The organism is Bacillus sp. AFS037270, from assembly GCF_002585305.1.
In genome coordinates this window covers 82,656-101,248 of record NZ_NUNF01000058.1, presented here as the reverse complement: position 1 = coordinate 101,248, position 18,593 = coordinate 82,656, and the positions used below count along the sequence as shown (strand labels likewise).

The following is an 18,593-nucleotide window of genomic DNA, read 5'->3' as shown; positions in this document are numbered from 1 at the left end:
TTATTTCCATTAAAATATAGATGTAAAGGTGGTGCGTTTTAATGAAAGAAGAATTGGTTACAGAAATATTAGATAAACTTATGACAGGAGAACTTTCTGAGTATTTTGTGAACAATGAAGATTTTATGGATTTTAGAAAAGTAATAGTGAAGAGAAAGGATTTTAAACATTTCCGTGGAATTGGCCAGCGGGGCGGGGATGTCCTTTATCAATATCTTAAAGAACCAAGAAGTTAATAATTTCTAAAAAGAGACAATTAATTAAAAAAGAGAGGAGAATGCCAGTGGAAAAATATATCTTGTCATTAGATCAGGGGAATAACAAGTTCACGGGCTATTTTATTTAATCAACGTGGAGAGATTGTACATATAGCTCAAAAGGAATTCACACAACTTTTTCCTAAACCTGGCTGGGTTGAGCACAATGCTAACGAAATATGGGGATCAATTTTGTCCGTTATTGCTGTTGTTTTATCAGAATCAGGAGTAAAGCCAGAACAAATCGCAGGAATTGGGATCAAGAATCAGCGGGAACAGGTTTACTCATTAATGCCTACTTTTCCGGCACAAAGGTTAAATGATTCTAGATCATGTTCAGGGGGCACGTGAGAAGGCGAAACAGGGAAAATTGTTATTTGGAACGATTGATACATGGCTAATCTGGAAGCTTTCCGGCGGAAGGGCACATGTAACCGATTATTCAAATGCACATACGCTGATGTTTAATATTTTTGAACTGAAGTGGGATGATGAATTATTAAAGATTTTAGATATACCTAAATCGATGCTCCCTGAAGTACGGCCGTCGTCTGAAATTTATGCCACTACCGTAGATAGTAGTAAAGAGGTGCCGATTGCAGGGGTGGCAGGAGACCCTCAGGCGGCCCTTTTTGGCCAGGCATGTTTCGAAAAGGGAATGGTGAAAAATACGTATGGCACAGGCTGTTTTATGTTAATGAATACCTTATATAATGGCTGGAAAAAGGCGGTAAACGCAGCCATGACTTTTAAATAGAATATCAAGGAAGACCACAAAAGCATCTTTTAGTAAGGGGGAATGTTTTGTGGTCTTTTCTTATTTTCATTAATAATTGGCAAGAAATCTTAATAGGATAACAGCGGGAGTGAGGGATCATGAAATTTTCTCGGTTAAATCGTAGGGAAATACAACAAAAACTTCGAAGCAAACAGTATGATGTTTTAGTTATCGGAGGGGGAATAACAGGTGCGGGGATTGCATTGGATGCTTCCTCAAGGGGCATGAAGACAGCGCTTGTAGAGATGCAGGATTTTGCTGCCGGAACTTCGAGCAGATCAACGAAGTTAGTTCATGGCGGTTTGCGTTATTTAAAACAATTGGAAGTCAAAATGGTTGCCGAAGTAGGAAAGGAACGAGCGATTGTTTATGAAAATGGACCCCATGTTACAACGCCAGAATGGATGCTTCTTCCAATTTATAAAGGTGGAACCTATGGGATGTTTACAACTTCGCTTGGCTTACGTATATATGATTTCTTAGCAAAGGTTAGAAAAACAGAGCGGCGGATTATGTTAACATCTGCAGAAACCATTTTAAAGGAACCGCTTATTAAAAAGTCTGGCTTAAAAGGCGGTGGTTATTATGTTGAATATCGCACGGATGACGCCCGCTTAACAATAGAAGTACTAAAAGCGGCATATGAAATGGGGACGATAGCTTGTAACTATACTAAAATAATTGAGCTTGTATATAAAAATAATAAAATTGCCGGGGTTGTGGCAGAGGATCAAATAAGTGGTGAAATTTTCAACATTAATGCCAAAAAAGTGGTGAACGCTGCTGGTCCATGGGTGGATGCTTTGCGGCTTTTGGACCAATCAAAAGATGGAAAATCACTGCAGCTCTCTAAGGGGGTTCATCTGGTTTTTGACCAATCCCGATTCCTTTTAAAACAGGCAGTTTATTTTGACACACCTGACGGCCGGATGATGTTTGCAATTCCACGCGATGGTAAAACGTATGTGGGAACTACTGATACCTTTTATGATCAAGATATTGTTCATCCCAAAATAACAGTTAATGACCGCCGCTATATTATAAACGCGATCCATTACATGTTCCCTGATGTGCAAATTAACGATCATGATATCGAGTCAAGCTGGGCTGGGGTCCGCCCGCTGATTCATGAGGAAGGGAAAAATACCTCCGATATTTCAAGGAAAGATGAAATATGGAAGTCCGATTCGGGCTTAATCACTATTGCCGGGGGAAAACTAACAGGTTACCGAAAAATGGCCGAAACAGTTGTCGATTTATTAGCTGAACAATTCAACTCTGAAGAGGGAATAAAATATCCAGGCTGCCAGACTAAAGTATTGCCGATTTCAGGGGGAAATGTTGGCGGATCGAAGAACTTTGAAGCCTATGTAGGCGAAAATAGGTCAAAAGGATTAAAAGCCGGACTTACAATCGAAGAAGCGGAAAAATTAACAAGATTGTATGGATCGAACGTTGAAACTATTTTTAATTTGTTAGAGGAAAATCAAGAGGATGTTAACCTATATGGATTGCCTCGTTCTTTATTTGCTACGCTGATTTATGGAATAGAGGAGGAAATGGCTGTTACCCCAGTTGATTTTTTTTATCGGCGGACCGGGGCCATTTTATTTAATATTGATTCGGTAAAGAAGTGGAAAAACCAAGTTATCGATTATATGGAAATGAGGTTTAATTGGACAGAACAGGATAAAAACAGCTATTCCTTAGCACTTGAAGAGGCATTAAAAGAGGCAGAATTTCCTGTAGATGGTGATAATAGTTAGAAATAACAGGTCGATAATCTCAGCTGTCCGTGCTCAGACAGCTTTTTCTTTTTAAAGGTTATTTTTTGAAATTTGACGGAAGTTTTTGACAGAATTCAACTGTTTTTGACAGTTTTGTGAACATTTCAAAATCCTAAACATTAGTAGTTGTCTGATAATGTCGAAAATGTTATTCTAGCATGTATAAAATAACTGCTTAGCCAAAGTAAAAATACTGTATGATTGTTTTTATATTTGGAAAAATAAGCGAAATGAACTAATTATATTTACTGGTCGTTTAGTTTCCTAGTTGACTAAATGATTAGAAATGTTTATTTTTAATTAGGCAAGTTTTATTCTTACTATTTATTTAAAGGAGTTTGATTAGCATGGCAGAAAAACAATTTAAAGTAGTTGCAGAAACAGGTATCCACGCGCGACCAGCGACTTTATTAGTACAAACAGCTAGCAGATTTGATTCAGAAATTAATTTAGAATATAAAGGTAAAACCGTTAATCTAAAATCTATTATGGGTGTTATGTCTTTAGGTGTAGGCCAAGGCGCAGATATCAAAATTTCTGCTGAAGGCAACGATGCAAATGATGCATTACAAGCATTAGAAGATACAATGAAAAAAGAAGGATTGGCAGAATAATGACTTTTTTAAAGGGTATTGCTGCATCAAACGGTATTGCAATCGCGAAGGCATACCGTCTTGTTGAACCGGATTTATCGTTTGAAAAAAATTCAGTTGAAGATGTTAAGCTTGAGGTTGAACGATTCCGAAAGGCAATGGAAGTATCAAAATCTGAACTGGAAGCAATTCGTGACAAAGCACAAGTAGACCTTGGCGCAGATAAAGCAGCGATTTTTGAAGCACACCTTCTTGTTCTTGGCGATCCAGAGTTAAATGCACCAATTGAAGATAAAATCCAATCAGACAAAGTAAATGCAGAGTTTGCTTTGAAAGAAACTGCCGATATGTTCGTTATGATGTTCGAACAAATGGATAATGAATATATGAAAGAACGGGCAGCAGATATTCGTGATGTTACAAAGCGTGTATTAGCCCATTTGTTAGGCGTTCAGCTTGTTAACCCAAGTATGATTGCTGAAGAAGTTATTATTGTTGCAGAGGATTTAACTCCTTCTGACACAGCCCAATTAAACCGTAATTTTGTTAAAGGATTTACGACGAATATTGGCGGACGTACATCACATTCAGCTATAATGGCTCGTTCTATGGAAATTCCAGCTGTAGTAGGTACAAAAACTGCAACAGAGGAAATTAACAATGGTGACCTTGTTATTGTTGATGGTCTAAAAGGGGAAGTACATATTAATCCAACCCCTGAATTAGTAGAGCAATATCGTAAAATCCATGAAGAATATGAAGCTCAAAAAGCTGAATGGGCAAAGCTTGTGAATGAACCAACAATCTCTGCAGATGGTCACCATGCTGAATTGGCTGCTAATATTGGTACACCTAACGATTTAAAAGGTGTTATTGAAAATGGCGGCGAAGGTGTTGGCTTGTATCGAACAGAATTCCTTTATATGGGTCGTGACCAGCTTCCAACTGAAGAAGAACAGTTCGAGTCCTATAAAGCTGTACTAGAGGGAATGGCTGGTAAGCCAGTAGTAGTTCGTACATTGGATATCGGTGGGGATAAAGAATTACCTTATTTAGACCTGCCAAAAGAGATGAACCCATTCTTAGGTTTCCGGGCAATTCGTTTATGCTTGGAAGAACAAGATCTTTTCCGTACACAGCTTCGCGCACTATTACGTGCTAGCAGTTACGGTAACTTAAAGATTATGTTCCCTATGATTGCAACGTTAGATGAGTTCCGTTCAGCGAAAGCTATCCTTGAAGAAGAAAAAGCAAAGCTTATTTCAGAAGGTCAAACTGTAGCTGAAAAAATTGAACTTGGAATCATGGTAGAAATTCCTTCTACTGCCATCCTAGCGGACCAATTCGCTAAAGAAGTAGATTTCTTCAGTATTGGAACAAATGATTTAATTCAGTACACTATGGCAGCTGACCGTATGAATCAGCGTGTATCCTACCTATATCAGCCATACAGCCCATCAATCCTAAGATTAGTTAAAATGGTTATTGATGCAGCACACGCTGAAGGAAAATGGACAGGCATGTGCGGTGAAATGGCTGGTGATGAAACTGCTATTCCAGTCCTTCTTGGTTTAGGCCTTGATGAATTTTCGATGAGTGCAACTTCTATCCTGAAGGCTCGTTCTCTCATTCGGAACTTGAAAAAATCCGATATGGAAAGTCTGGCACAAGAAGTATTAAACATGCAAACAACGGATCAAGTAATTGAAGCCGTTAATAATGCGATAAAGTAAATAAATTTATGAAAAGACCAACTAGTGTTTAGTTGGTCTTTTTTGTACTCGAAACTGTTATAAATTTTTATTTTTCAAATGGGTAAAATAGGTTATAATATGGTCATTAAGACCTTAATTCTTTTATTTTTAACCGGCAGAAATGGGTATAATGAAATAGAAGAGTATATAAGTAAATGGGTCTAAAAATACATATGATAATTGTAAGAGTTTATGGAGGTGAATGTTAGATGGAACAAAAACCGCTACTTTTGATGGAAGTTCACCACTAGGTCAGGCAGCAACTGAGGCGTTGGTTAATGAAACATTTCAAATGACTGATGAAATGAGGCTTAATATTGGTCGCAATCCTTACTCGCTTGATACAAACGAATAAAGTAAAGATTAACAAGGAATTTGCCGAAATTGGCAAATTCCTTTTTTGATTATTATTTGCTATTTTGATTCATACTAAAATGACATGAAAATCAACATGAAAGGTGAATGAAAATGGCTAAAGTTTTGTATATTACAGCACACCCGCATGACGAAACACAGTCCTATAGTATGGCAGTAGGGAAAGCATTTATCGACGAATATAGACAGGTCAACCAGAATGATGAAATTGTCCATATGGATCTTTATAAAGAAAATATTCCGCATATCGATGCTGATGTCTTTAGCGGCTGGGGTAAGCTTCGTTCCGGACAAGGATTTGAGACTCTTTCTGCTGATGAAAAAGCAAAGGTTGGAAGGTTGAATGAACTTAGTGATCAGTTTGTATCAGCCGACAAATATGTATTTGTTACCCCGCTTTGGAATTTCTCTTTTCCACCTATTATGAAGGCTTACCTCGATTCTGTTGCGGTTGCAGGAAAAACATTTAAATATACTGAAAAGGGACCTGTGGGACTATTACCGGATAAAAAGGCATTACACATCCAGGCACGAGGCGGTTTCTATTCAGAAGGGCCAGCAGCACAACTGGAAATGGGTCATCGCTACATTGGCGTTATGATGGGTTTCTTTGGTGTACCAAGTCTAGAAGGGGTATTTGTCGAGGGGCACAACGCCATGCCGGAAAAGGCACAGGAAATAAAAGAGAATGCGATTGCAAGAGCCAAGGATTTAGCCCAAACATTTTAATCTAATTTTTGAAATGAGACAGAAAAACTGTCTCATTTTTTTAATTGCTTTTCCAAGAGTTCCCTCTTATTATCTTGTATAATAAAAAATAGATGAGACTAAAAAGGAGGACGATTGATTATGGATTTACGATTAACTGGGAAAACGGCACTTGTTAGCGGTATGGTAAAAGGAATTTAATCGCTCTATTTTTCAAAAATTAACCTTTCTTAACGTTTATTACCAATGTATTATGGCCAAGGTAAGAATATAAGGGAGTGTTATGGATGAACAAAAAATTCCGAATAATAGGTACCTTAATCATAGGAATCGTTTGTATTGGATACTTAAGTGGATGCGGCTTACTTTATTCAAATGAATTAATTGTTAACCGCTATGCGGATGCATTATTGACAAAAAATAATGAGCTGCAATTCCGTTTCAGAATCAACAATGAAATATTAGATGGCCACCAATTATATAAGGTAAAGGTAACCATCCACGATGATAAACTTGCTCGAGCTATTGGTAAAAGGGAGATTATTTATGGTGAGGAGCAAGTCCGAAACGGTGATTATATTGAATCAAAAGGGAATCCTGAGAAATATATATTTATGGACCCGCTTCCGTTAAAAGAGGACCTCCATATACAGGAACTTCGAAATATGATAGAGAGAGATCAGGCTGTTTCGATTGAAGTATTTAATGATAAAGAAGTATTAGGTCGTGCTTATTTAACAAATTTCTCTTCTGAGTTATAAACATGTTTAATAATTATTCATATAGGACAATCTTAGTATGTGCATAAATTTGGAGATGGAGCACTAAGGCCGGACGTTCAACGTTCCGGTCTTATTTATGCATAAAAATGTTTGGACCTACTGAAAAATGTTAAAATGGAGAGAATTAGTAAGGGAGGATGAGTTATTTTGTTAGTACCAGAAAATACAGTAATAGGTTTTATTGGAACAGGTGTAATGGGGAAAAGTATGGCAGGACATCTATTAAAAGCTGGATATCCTTTAGTCGTGTATTCTAGAACAAAGGAAAAAGCTAATGAATTATTAGAAAAAGGTGCAGTGTGGGCAGAAACCCCTAAAGAAGTGGCGGAAAAGGCCAATGTGATTTTTACCATCGTCGGTTACCCGACAGATGTAGAGGAAATTTATTTAGGGGAGAACGGGCTAATTCCAAACGGTACGGAAGGTAGTTATTATATCGACATGACAACTTCATCACCTTCTCTAGCTGGCACTATTTATGAAGCAGCTAAAACGAAAGGGATTCAGGCCATTGACGCCCCTGTTTCTGGAGGAGATGTGGGTGCAAGGGAGGCAACGCTGTCGATCATGGTCGGAGGCGAAGAAGAGGCTTTTGAAGCGGTCAAACCTTTATTTGAGCTTATTGGAAATAATATAGTTTACCAGGGAAAGGCCGGGGCTGGTCAGCATACAAAAATGTCTAACCAAATTGCAATCGCATCAAATATGATAGGCGTTTGTGAAGCCATCATTTATGCAGAGAAGGCAGGTTTAAATCCTGAGAAGGTCTTAAAAAGCATATCCACTGGAGCTGCGGGAAGCTGGTCTCTTAGCAACCTTGCTCCGAGAATGTTAACAGGGAATTTTGAACCTGGATTTTACATAAAACATTTCATTAAAGATATGAAAATTGCTTTAGCGGAGGCTGAGAGGATGGATCTGCCAGTGCCTGGCTTGTCGCTAGCTAAGTCATTGTATGAACAATTAGCGGAAATGGGAGAAGAAAACAGCGGTACCCATGCTCTTTATAAATATTGGAAGTCCTAACATTCCCAATTGGCCAAAATTTGGTGCGAATAAATGAACCCCGACTTCAAGAAACTAATTCTTGATAGGAGGGATTATGATGGCAAAACGGACAAAAAAGAATGACCCGCAGCAAAAAAATAAAAAGGGCTTTGACTCTGCGGTATTAAATGAAGAATTTGCCCATGAAATGGGTTCTGCTGATACCAATAAAATTCACAAAGATAAAGCGAGAAAAGAAAAAGCTCCTAAGAATAACGGTAAGTATAAAGGCTAAGAATACACAAAATAAACCCTCACAGTTTAGTCCTGTGAGGGTTTTCTTTATACCCACTGTCTAAAGAAAGATTCCATTTTGTTGAGGCCTAGTTCTAAATTTGCCATCGAGCAGGCGAAGGATAATCGGAAGTAACCTTCGCCAAATTCCGAGAATGCACTGCCTGGAACGACTGCAACCTTGGTCTCATGAACAAGCTTCAGGGCAAAGTCAAAGCTATTTAAAGGAATTGCGTCCGGTATTTTTACAAAGAAATAAAAAGCACCATCAGGCTTTACTACATCAAGTCCCATGCCTGTTAAGCGCATATAAACATACTCTCTTCTCTTGCTATATTCCTCTTTCATGACCTCGGCATCATTAATGCCAGCCGTCAAGGCCTCATACGCTGCTTTTTGGGCGATGGAATTGGCACATGACACATTATACTGGTGAACCTTTAAAATATGTTTGGTGAGGTATTCAGGTGCGAATAAAAAACCAATTCTCCAGCCTGTCATCGAGTGTGATTTCGATAATCCGTTAATGACAATCGTTTTATCCTTTATGAAGCTGGCTATTGAAGTATGTTTATGCTCAAAGGTAAGTTCACTATATATTTCATCTGCCAGTATAAAGATGTCCTTATCTTTTATAAACTCTGCTATTTCTTTTAATTCATTGCTAGATAAACTCACGCCTGTGGGATTAGATGGATAAGGCAGGACAATACAGCGTGTTTTGTCCGTAATATAAGGTTTAATCATTTCTAATGTAAACCTGAACTGATTGTTCCGTATATCGACATGCACAGGGACGGACCCCATCATCCGTATAATCGGTTCATAGCCCGGATAAATAGGGCCGGGTAATAAAACCTCGGATCCTTCTGCAAGAATCGTGCGGAAGGCAATATCGATGGCTTCGCTAGCTCCCATCGTGACAATGACCTCTGATTCAGGTTGATAATGTAAATCATATTTTTTTTGTACAAATTGAGTTGCCGCTTTTCTTAATTCCAGTGTCCCAGCGTTATGTGTATAAGAGGTAAAATCCTCTTCAATGGCCTGAATTCCCGCTGCTTTTACATGGTTAGGAGTAGGAAAATCGGGCTGCCCGATTGTAAAGGAAATTAGGTCATCCAAATCTGCGACGAGATTAAAGAATTTTCTAATTCCGGAGATTTCAATGTTCTTAACTCTTTTATTGATTAAGTGTTCCATTATGTACTTCCTTCCGCCAAACGATTATTATCATGATTATAGACTATTTAAGGAGGAAGTTCTACAATTGAGTTATTTTATATGCTCTCAACAAAAAAACGGCATGAATTGTATTTCAATACCGTTTCTGATGTATATTAGATATATTTTTGGATCAATATCCGTATGCCCAGTCGATTTCATCCTCGTGCCAAAAAACAGGCGACACTGAACCAAAATCTACTGCTTTGTTATTTATTTGGCAGTTGCAATTCTTACAATCACATTGTTCTTTGATGTTTTCGAAAAAGGAATGTTCAACATCTTCAATAAACGTAATATTCCGTTCCTGAAAAAGGATAGCCGTTCCCTTCATTGTAAAGCACCTCTTTATTAGTTTATCCTGCTTAATTCTTTTCCCGACATTATTGTAGTTCTGAATCACTTTGATGTCTATGTGTTGCAAGAGTTGTTCACAAAATTCTCAAGAAGATGTAGCAAAAATAAGAAATCGCTTACACTAAGAGAGCAGAAGCGCCTGTAATAGTCCAGAAAGTCAAAAAAGCCAGGAACCTTCCTGGCTTTGATTTCAGATGATTAGTAGCGTTCGCCTAACTTTTTGAAAATAGGTTTTTGGTAGGTTTGTTGTTTATTTCGTGGGTAAGAAGGCTTATTCTCCAGTTCAGCAATTCCTGTATAGGATTGTAATAGGGCTTTAGCTGCGCTAAGGGAGATATGGGCCTTGGGATTTCTAACACTACCATCTAGTTTTCCGAGATGGGGAAGTTCCTGAAAATCTGATTTTGTGGGAGGAATATGAAATGTATATTTTCCACATTCAACTAGTACATCGGATTGCTGCTGGCTATTTCGTGGATGATCAGAAAAATGGAGGCCAACCTTTCTAGCTTTTCCTTCAACAATCAATTTTTTTAATGATTCCTGTTTTAATTTGTATAAAAATTTGGGGTTAACGGCTGTTTTTGCATGGCGATTCACGATAAAGACAGCTTGGGAGAGGTTTTCAATAGTTAGATTTAATTTGGTTCGAGGATAACTCTGATCGTGATTCAACATATGGGCTCCTTTCTTCTTTTACATCTATATTATATCTTTTTTTCAGGAAAATAGAAATAAGTTGAAGATATTTTCCGGTTTTTCGTCCGGATTCACTTTAAAGAAAATGGAATTGGCAGATTCTTAAGTAAACGAAGACGATCTAAGTATAAATATCGTCAACTCAGGTTTAGCCATAAACCGAAATGGTAGTCGGGTTGTTCCTATTCCTCTATTAACATATAGGTTCAAGGGATATTTACCTTCAATCTTATAGAGGCCCTCTGGATACCTTTGTGCAAAAGGAGGCATAATTAGTGCCCCTAGTATTGGCAGTTTAACTTGTCCACCATGACTGTGTCCACTAAGCTGCCAATGAATTGGATATTGTGCAGCAGTTTCCGCAAGGTCTGGAGCGTGGGATAACAATAAATTGAAGTGATTGTTAGGCACATTTTTTAAGGCTAGTGGCAAGTCAGGGTTACCCAGCATAGCATCATCGATTCCTACCAGATAAAAACTGCTTCCATCTTTTAATTCAATTTTAACAGACTGGTTCAAAAGTACCTTAAAGTTGGTAGATTCCATGATATTCCGGTATATTTCTGAGCCATAGCCGCCGTGATCATGGTTGCCAAAAATACAATACTTCCCTAGTGGTGCATGTAATTTGGTTAAAATGGGGACCAAATCATTTAATTTGGTATATTTGTTTGGTTCGTCCATTAAATCTCCAGTAAATAAAATAATGTCTGGTTTTAATTGATTGATTTTGGTCACTAATTTTTTAAATTGCGATAAATCGTATTGAAAGCCAAGATGAGTATCACTAAATTGAATAATCCTTAATCCTTCAAGACCTTTTGGAATTAATGGATGCTTGATCTCCAATTCATTTAATTCTAACAGGGACGGCTCAATACGATTGGCATAATAATAGCCCCCTGAACTTAATCCGAGAACCGTCAGGAAAGAACCCATTACCTTTTTTAAAAACGTCCTTCTCGTTTGCTTTCTAACCATAATTTCAACCATCCTGCCTTTTATACTAGCCTCAATAGTTATCTCTTTACAATAAAAAGGTTATTTGTAAGTGTTTATTCAAAAAAGGTGAAAAAATGCTAAAAAAGCAGTCAAAAAAGACTGCTTTCTACTTGTAACTAACCGCACGTGATTGCAATGCTTTCCATGATCTAATAAATTGTTCTTTATTAACCCGTACTTGTTTTCGTCCTGACAAAGGATCATTCAGAAATACATAATTTGGATCATATCCTACTAGGACCACTGCGTGCAAATCAAGCGGTGTTTTGATGAATTGCTTTCCATGATACCAGCTTTCCCAGCGATCTGGAAGGCGGTAATCTCCGGTCGTCCAAACCACCACTGGATACCCTGAAGAAACATGCGCTAATACCCGGTCAAATGGCAGATTGGTTAAATTTACAGCTCTCCCCGGAAGTTTTTGATTGATTAAAGCAACCATAGGTCTATCAAATACGGCATAGCCTGCCCGTCTTCCTGTCATGTCACCGACAAATCCATCAGCAGGGTTCCCCCAGCGTAAAATATTTCCACTTGCCGACTTAATAAGGGGGTCCGGATCCTTTTGAATTCTTCGGTACAAATCCATTTTATCTGTTTTAACTCCAGCATAATTTAAAACCATCGCCAAACTGGTCACTTCACAGCCATATCTTAATTCTGGATTTTGCTTAATTAACACGACATTTAGCAATGTAGACTGCTTTCTTGGAGTGGTACTAACGGAATGATCAACTTTTTGCTGACCTTCAACATTCGTTACCTGCTGCTTTATATCATTTATGGAGTAAGATTTACTGTCTATCTTATTACGTAATGTTTCCTGGTTACTATTTCTAGTTATGTTGGAAGAATTTGTTATTTTTGCCTTCTCTGAAACTTGCTGGTTTGAAATGGTATTCGAGTGACTGCAGCCAAACATTGTCAGTAAAGATGCTAATAAACATAGGCTTTTCACAAAACTACCTCCTTTATGGAAGCCATGAATATAGGTTATGATTGTATCATCGATGCTATAATGGTATCCTTTTGGAAAAGAACGAGAAGCGGAAATGAAGCGTATCGTATAATGAGAAAAATTATATGGAGGAAATCGGATGGATGCATTGGAAATATTATCGGATCTTGAAAATGTCTTTCCTTATTTTCAACCGATATTTAATGCGGATGAGCAGAGCGTTATAGCTTACGAAGTATTGGGGCGATATCAATCAAATGGAAATGTCATCAGTCTGGGAGCTTTTTTTCATGATGATCAAATTCCGGATGAATATAAATACGAAGTGGACCTAATAGTCGTTAAAAAGGCACTCGAAAAGGCGTTGAATCTTGACGAGGATGTCCTAATCTTTTTAAACCGAAATGCAGAGTTATTAATGTATGGACATGGGGAACCATTTTTACAAGAACTTTTAGAGTTTGAAAAAAAGGGATTGAGTTTAAAACGGATAATTTTGGAAATTTCTGATCGAAATTATCAAGGGGATTTAGATCAATTCGATCATCTCCTCCAATATTATCGAACATATGGGTTAAAGATTGCGATGGCAAGTATTGGCGACGAAAGTCACTACTTTGAGCGGATTGGACACCTTGAGCCTGATATTTTAAAAATAAATCTTCAAGCTTTAAAATCAACAGCTATCGGTGTAAATTTTACTGACGTCTTGTTCTCCCTATCACTCTTGGCAAGGAAAATAGGGGCCACTCTTCTTTTTGAGAATATTGAAATGAGTTATCAGCTTCAGTTTGCATGGAAAAATGGCGGACATTATTATCAAGGTTTTTACTTACATCCTCCCACTGAGGAATTTATTAATCGGGATCTCCTCAAGTATCGCTTAAAGGAGAAATTTCATGATTTCATTGCTTATGAGAAGCGGAAATTAGAAGCTGTCTATACCACGGCCGAGTATTTTCAAACTATGGTTCAGGACATTGTGAACAAAAATAAAAAGGCGAGTTATGAAGCGTTATTTCAAGCATTAATTAAGGAAATGGATGATATAGCTTTTCGGATGTATGTATGTGATGAGGATGGATTTCAAAAATCTGCTAATATTTTTAAAGGGGAAAATGGCTGGACGACACAATCCGTATACTTAAATAAAAATTGGAGCTGGAGACCGTATTTTTTGGAAAATATTATCAAGATGCGGCATGAACAAAAAGGAAGATTATCCGATTTGTATGGTGATATTGAAACAGGCGAAACGATTCGTACCTTTTCTTTCCCAATGAACGAACACGATTATCTATTTATTGATATTTCCTATCGATATTTATTTGAACATGACCAATTATTGTAAGCTCCCGAGAAGGTATAGATTGATTCATGGAGTGGGATTTTATAAATAACACTCATTAGAAGGAGTCTTGTTTATGAATCTTTTTGTCGATATCTTAGCCATCGTGATTATTGGAGTGCTTGCTTTTTCCCTCCTTTATTCATTTTCAGTTGCGAGACAGCATAAGGCAGCCTCTGGTAACTTAGGTCATGATCAACAAATCTCTAAACCGGTTCAAAAAAATATTTATACAAGAAATCCAATTTTCATAGCCTACGGAATCTTTTTTGCTTTATTATTGTTTATCGTCCTTTTTTATGCCATCACATTTTATTGATAGGTCTTCTGTTAAAGAGGCCTATTTTTTCATGTTTTGTTAAAAAAATCATGATTTCTTCATTTTTACTTGGACAAATGGACTCTATTATTTTATTCTGTTAATATTGGCATAAAAATTTGGCTGTCAAATTTTGAAATCAATCGAGAAGGATAGAAAGATGCCAAATGCGAAACATAACTGTAGACAGTTTGTTTGTGTTAAAAGGAGGATAATTGTATGTCACAGCTACAAGGTATATTAACAAGGTTAAAAAACCTTCAGGAACAATCAACAAGTGGTGAGCCTGCACAACGTTATTTTGAAGTAAATGGTGAAAGAAAATGTCAGGTCACCTTTCATCCAAAAACTGAAACATTTGAATTGGAAATATATAACGAGAAGGAAAAGCCAAAAAGATACCAATTTGATAACATTGATATGATCACAATTGAAATCTTTGATTTAATTCAGTAGGAGCCTATCATGGTTCCTTTTTTCTATGGAAAACGGTTTTAAAATTAACGCGGACTCCTGGAAACTGTGATAGAATAAGTCTGTAGAAAAACATTTATTGAGGAGTATTCGACTTATGATTAGTCTTCCTAGCGGGGAATTTTTAGAATTAACAATTAAACAATTAATGGTACCTTCTGAGCGAGTTGCTCATGTGCAAATTGGAAATAATCTTGAACATGCCTTATTGGTTTTAACGAAAAGTGGATATACTGCCATACCCGTCCTAGATCCACATTACAAGCTGCATGGACTCATTAGTACTCCCATTATCATGGATTCCATTTTGGGGCTTGAACGGATAGAATTTGAGCAGCTTGAAAATAAGCGGGTAGAAGAGGTAATGAAAAGCTCTATTCCTCGAGTGGGAATTTCAGCATCTATTAGTCAGTGTTTAGATTTATTGGTAAATCATCCATTTCTTTGTGTTGAAAATGAAGAAGGTTTTTTTGAAGGAATTCTACCAAGAAGTACCGTATTAAATCAATTAAATAAAGTGGTCAAGAGGTTTAAGAAATAACCAATAGTTCTCTGCTCCCATTTGGGGGCTCTATTTTTTTAGGATGAGAGGTGTGCAATGAGTATTGATATTGAAGCGTTTGGAACTCCGAAAAAAAAGCAAACCAAAAAGTCACTAGTACTTGCTTCGGTAATGCTCGCCATGTTTATGGGGGCAATTGAAGCAACGATTGTTTCGACAGCAATGCCGGCAATTGTTGCGGATTTGGGTGGTTTTACCCTTTATAGCTGGGTCTTCTCTGCATACCTTTTAATGAACTCGGTTACTGTCCTCATTTATGGAAAACTATCTGATTTATTTGGCCGAAAACCAATTCTATCCATAGGAATAATAATCTTTTTAATTGGTTCTATTCTTTGTGGGCTTGCTGGTTCCATGAAAACCCTGATTATTTTTCGGTTGATTCAGGGTTTTGGTGCAGGGGCTGTTACACCAATCGCTACTACGATTGTAGGGGACATTTATACTACTGAGGAACGGGCCAAAATTCAGGGTTATCTCTCTAGCGTATGGGGGATATCAGCCATTACGGGGCCCGCTGTCGGCGGCTTACTTGTTCAATATGTAAGCTGGCATTATGTGTTTTGGATTAATATTCCTCTTGGACTCCTATCATTGGTTGGACTTTGGTTATTCCTGCATGAAGATGTTGTAAAGAAAAGGCACGAAATAGATTATTTAGGTGCGATTCTTTTAACAATCACTATCTCATCACTCATGTTTATTCTTATCGAAGGCGGGAGCCGCTGGTCATGGGGGTCATGGCAGTTGATAGGGCTGCTGAGCATAACATTCTTAGCTTTAATAGCTTTTGTTTTTCAAGAAGGAAGAGCAACTGAACCAGTTATGCCGTTTTCCATCTGGAAGGAACGATCCATTTTTGTTGCAAATATGACATCCTTGACATCTGGTATTATTTTAATTGGGATATCAAGTTTTTTACCAACCTTTGTTCAAGGTGTGATGGAACAAACACCAATTGTGGCAGGTTTTACATTAACAACCATGTCAATCGGCTGGCCGATTGCCTCTACTCTTTCTGGAAAGATGTTAATTAGCATGGGTTATCGAAAGACTTCCATTATCGGGGGCGCCTTTTTAGTACTGGGCAGTGTGGTCTTTGTAACTATGTCGGCTTCGGCAGGACCCGTTTGGGCGGCTGTCGGCTCTTTCCTTGTAGGTGCCGGAATGGGCTTTACTTCCACCGCCTTTATTGTTTCCATTCAGAGTACCGTAGAATGGCAGCAAAGAGGAATTGCGACTGCGGCCAATATGTTTATGCGAAATTTAGGGAATACCATTGGTGCAGCATTGCTAGGGGGTATCCTGAATAACCGTATGGCCCATTTCTTTACTGAGAATAACAAGTCTTTAACCGTTGATGATGCCGATAAGCTTTTAAAGGTAGCTGAACGAAATCAATTGACTGTCTCTGTGAAAAGGATTTTGCAGGAAGGGCTGACCTTCTCTTTACACTCTGTTTATTATGTTGTATTAACCTTTGCCATTATCAGTATGCTGCTAATATTATTTATTCCTAAAAAGAAAATGGAATCATAGTCTTTCACAATCACAAATTAAGTAATTCAACAAAAATAGTAAAGAGGTTTTGACTTTGTCTTCCATATCAGAATTTCAGTTATTATCGGTTTTAGCTCAGGAAATGAATATGAGAAAGGCTTCAGAGCGGCTGTTTGTCTCACAGCCCGCTCTTTCGCAACGATTACAAACGATTGAAAAGGAATGGGGAACCAAGCTATTTATCCGCTCACAAAAGGGGTTATCCCTAACGCCAGCCGGTGAGCATGTAATTGACTTTGTCAACGAAATTTTAACAAAACAGGAGAAGGTCCGTGAAACGATCGATTCTCTTCATGAAGGTGTTTCCGGTACATTAAAAATTGCCGTTGCATCAATCGTAGGCCAGAATTGGCTTCCAGAGGTTTTAAAGAAATTCATTGATAAATACCCACAAGTGAAAATATCCTTAGTAACAGGCTGGAGCAGTGAAATTCTAAAATGTTTGTATGATGATCAGGTACATATTGGAATTATCCGCGGGACTCCGGATTGGAAAGGGGTAAAGGTACACCTTTTTAATGACCCGCTCTATCTTGTCGACCGGGAAATTACCAAACCGGAGCAAGTTTTAAAGACTGATCGTCCATTTATCCAATTTAAAAGCGATTCTAACTATTATCAAGAAATCCAAGACTGGTGGATGAGAAATTATAAAACATCTCCAAAAAGAACTGTAGTAGTGGATCAAATAGAAACATGCAAACAGATGGCCTTCAATGGTATTGGTTACGCCATATTGCCATCCATTACACTTAGGAAAGCGGACCGGGATATTTTTAAAATACCTTTAGTTGATGAAAATAATGTACCACTTAAACGAGATACTTGGTTATTAGGGTATGAATCTGCATTCCAACTAAAACAAGTTGATGCATTTATGGAACTGATTAAAGAATATATCGCCGAATCTTCTGAAGAATAAGGTTGTTTTTTCTTGTTTTCAGTTCTTTTGTTTGTTAAAGTATTTTTTAGTACATGATTAGGGGGCAAGTTAGAAAAATGGATGCACATGAAATTATTGCTTTTATTGCTAATAGTAAAAAATCTACACCTGTGAAGGTTTATTTGAAGGGTGACTTAGAGGGTATTGATTTTGGAAACGACGCAAAAACCTTTATTAATGGAAATACAGGCGTTGTCTTTGGTGAATGGGCTGAAATTAATGCAGCATTAGAAGCTAACAAAGGTAAAATCGAGGATTTCGTGGTCGAAAATGACCGACGTAATTCAGCCATCCCATTGTTAGACACAAAGCACATTAATGCGAGAATCGAGCCAGGTGTCACTATCCGTGACCAGGTAGAAATTGGCGATAATGCTGTCATTATGATGGGAGCAGTCATCAATATTGGTGCAGTTATCGGTGAAAAAACAATGATTGATATGGGTGTAGTTCTTGGCGGAAGAGCAACTGTTGGTAAGAACTGTCATATCGGAGCAGGAACGGTATTAGCTGGAGTAATTGAGCCGCCTTCAGCACAACCTGTTATTATTGAAGATGATGTTTTAATTGGTGCCAATGCAGTCGTGCTTGAAGGTGTTAAAGTTGGGAAAGGCTCTGTTGTTGCTGCAGGTGCAGTTGTAACGAAGGATGTTCCGCCCTATACAGTTGTTGCAGGTACACCAGCAAAGAAAATTAAAGATATTGATGAAAAAACAAAATCAAAAACAGAAATCATGCAAGAGCTTCGTCAATTATAGGCGGACAAGCATAAGAATGGTTTTTGATTGTGAAAGCGTGGACTTTAATCCACGCTTCTTTTATAGGGATAGAA

The 18,593-nt window shown here is 37.7% G+C and carries 21 protein-coding genes and 1 pseudogene; 17 read left to right on the top strand and 5 right to left on the bottom strand.

Annotated features, from left to right (window positions below; translation table 11 throughout):
* Positions 1-41 precede the first annotated feature (41 nt).
* From COD92_RS25000 to COD92_RS32260, 10 genes and pseudogenes are all read left to right on the top strand, one after another.
* Positions 42-236: a hypothetical protein gene (locus tag COD92_RS25000; RefSeq protein WP_098526936.1), complete on the top strand. Its 195-nt coding sequence runs from the start codon at positions 42-44 to the stop codon at positions 234-236.
* A gap of 47 nt (positions 237-283) precedes the next feature.
* A pseudogene (locus COD92_RS24995) lies at positions 284-963 on the top strand (FGGY family carbohydrate kinase); the annotation flags it as partial.
* A gap of 170 nt (positions 964-1,133) precedes the next feature.
* Positions 1,134-2,801: a glycerol-3-phosphate dehydrogenase/oxidase gene (locus tag COD92_RS24990; RefSeq protein WP_098996609.1), complete on the top strand. Its 1,668-nt coding sequence runs from the start codon at positions 1,134-1,136 to the stop codon at positions 2,799-2,801.
* A 368-nt stretch (positions 2,802-3,169) separates the two neighbouring features.
* On the top strand, positions 3,170-3,436 hold the full coding sequence (locus tag COD92_RS24985; RefSeq protein WP_098526938.1) for a phosphocarrier protein HPr: 267 nt from the start codon (positions 3,170-3,172) through the stop codon (positions 3,434-3,436).
* The gene (ptsP, locus tag COD92_RS24980; protein WP_098526939.1) at positions 3,436-5,148 is read left to right on the top strand and encodes a phosphoenolpyruvate--protein phosphotransferase; all 1,713 of its coding nucleotides are present in this window, start codon (positions 3,436-3,438) and stop codon (positions 5,146-5,148) included. The genes COD92_RS24985 and ptsP overlap by 1 nt, the downstream gene beginning before the upstream one ends.
* A gap of 223 nt (positions 5,149-5,371) precedes the next feature.
* Positions 5,372-5,524: a hypothetical protein gene (locus COD92_RS32265; protein ID WP_176550469.1), complete on the top strand. Its 153-nt coding sequence runs from the start codon at positions 5,372-5,374 to the stop codon at positions 5,522-5,524.
* Between the two features lie 113 nt (positions 5,525-5,637).
* Complete coding sequence (locus COD92_RS24975) at positions 5,638-6,273, top strand: FMN-dependent NADH-azoreductase (protein WP_098526940.1); 636 nt, start codon at positions 5,638-5,640, stop codon at positions 6,271-6,273.
* Between the two features lie 266 nt (positions 6,274-6,539).
* Positions 6,540-7,013, top strand: coding sequence for a hypothetical protein (locus tag COD92_RS24970; RefSeq protein ID WP_098526941.1), 474 nt, complete (start codon positions 6,540-6,542; stop codon positions 7,011-7,013).
* Between the two features lie 168 nt (positions 7,014-7,181).
* On the top strand, positions 7,182-8,060 hold the full coding sequence (locus tag COD92_RS24965) for an NAD(P)-dependent oxidoreductase (RefSeq protein WP_098526942.1): 879 nt from the start codon (positions 7,182-7,184) through the stop codon (positions 8,058-8,060).
* A gap of 79 nt (positions 8,061-8,139) precedes the next feature.
* Positions 8,140-8,316, top strand: a complete 177-nt coding sequence (locus tag COD92_RS32260) for a hypothetical protein (protein WP_176541002.1) — start codon at positions 8,140-8,142, stop codon at positions 8,314-8,316.
* Between the two features lie 47 nt (positions 8,317-8,363).
* On the opposite strand, the gene COD92_RS24960 is transcribed toward COD92_RS32260, so the two are convergent.
* From COD92_RS24960 to COD92_RS24940, 5 genes are all read right to left on the bottom strand, one after another.
* On the bottom strand, positions 8,364-9,518 hold the full coding sequence (locus COD92_RS24960) for an aminotransferase A (RefSeq protein ID WP_098996608.1): 1,155 nt from the start codon (positions 9,516-9,518) through the stop codon (positions 8,364-8,366).
* 154 nt (positions 9,519-9,672) lie between these two features.
* Complete coding sequence (locus COD92_RS24955; RefSeq protein ID WP_098526944.1) at positions 9,673-9,873, bottom strand: hypothetical protein; 201 nt, start codon at positions 9,871-9,873, stop codon at positions 9,673-9,675.
* Between the two features lie 221 nt (positions 9,874-10,094).
* The gene (locus COD92_RS24950) at positions 10,095-10,574 is read right to left on the bottom strand and encodes a YkyB family protein (protein ID WP_098526945.1); all 480 of its coding nucleotides are present in this window, start codon (positions 10,572-10,574) and stop codon (positions 10,095-10,097) included.
* A 123-nt stretch (positions 10,575-10,697) separates the two neighbouring features.
* Complete coding sequence (locus COD92_RS24945; protein ID WP_098996607.1) at positions 10,698-11,576, bottom strand: metallophosphoesterase; 879 nt, start codon at positions 11,574-11,576, stop codon at positions 10,698-10,700.
* 127 nt (positions 11,577-11,703) lie between these two features.
* Positions 11,704-12,555, bottom strand: a complete 852-nt coding sequence (locus COD92_RS24940; protein ID WP_255295297.1) for a C39 family peptidase — start codon at positions 12,553-12,555, stop codon at positions 11,704-11,706.
* A gap of 139 nt (positions 12,556-12,694) precedes the next feature.
* On the opposite strand from COD92_RS24940, the gene COD92_RS24935 reads away from it, so the two are divergent.
* From COD92_RS24935 to dapD, 7 genes are all read left to right on the top strand, one after another.
* On the top strand, positions 12,695-13,906 hold the full coding sequence (locus tag COD92_RS24935; RefSeq protein WP_098526947.1) for an EAL domain-containing protein: 1,212 nt from the start codon (positions 12,695-12,697) through the stop codon (positions 13,904-13,906).
* A 73-nt stretch (positions 13,907-13,979) separates the two neighbouring features.
* Positions 13,980-14,222: a hypothetical protein gene (locus COD92_RS24930; protein ID WP_098526948.1), complete on the top strand. Its 243-nt coding sequence runs from the start codon at positions 13,980-13,982 to the stop codon at positions 14,220-14,222.
* Positions 14,223-14,441: 219 nt separating this feature from the next.
* Positions 14,442-14,678: a YkuJ family protein gene (locus COD92_RS24925; RefSeq protein WP_098526949.1), complete on the top strand. Its 237-nt coding sequence runs from the start codon at positions 14,442-14,444 to the stop codon at positions 14,676-14,678.
* A gap of 115 nt (positions 14,679-14,793) precedes the next feature.
* Complete coding sequence (cbpB, locus tag COD92_RS24920) at positions 14,794-15,237, top strand: cyclic-di-AMP-binding protein CbpB (protein ID WP_098526950.1); 444 nt, start codon at positions 14,794-14,796, stop codon at positions 15,235-15,237.
* A 57-nt stretch (positions 15,238-15,294) separates the two neighbouring features.
* Positions 15,295-16,797, top strand: a complete 1,503-nt coding sequence (locus tag COD92_RS24915; RefSeq protein WP_098526951.1) for an MDR family MFS transporter — start codon at positions 15,295-15,297, stop codon at positions 16,795-16,797.
* Between the two features lie 55 nt (positions 16,798-16,852).
* Positions 16,853-17,740, top strand: coding sequence for a transcriptional regulator CcpC (locus COD92_RS24910; RefSeq protein ID WP_098526952.1), 888 nt, complete (start codon positions 16,853-16,855; stop codon positions 17,738-17,740).
* Between the two features lie 53 nt (positions 17,741-17,793).
* The gene (gene dapD, locus COD92_RS24905; RefSeq protein WP_098526953.1) at positions 17,794-18,519 is read left to right on the top strand and encodes a 2,3,4,5-tetrahydropyridine-2,6-dicarboxylate N-acetyltransferase; all 726 of its coding nucleotides are present in this window, start codon (positions 17,794-17,796) and stop codon (positions 18,517-18,519) included.
* Positions 18,520-18,593 lie beyond the last annotated feature (74 nt).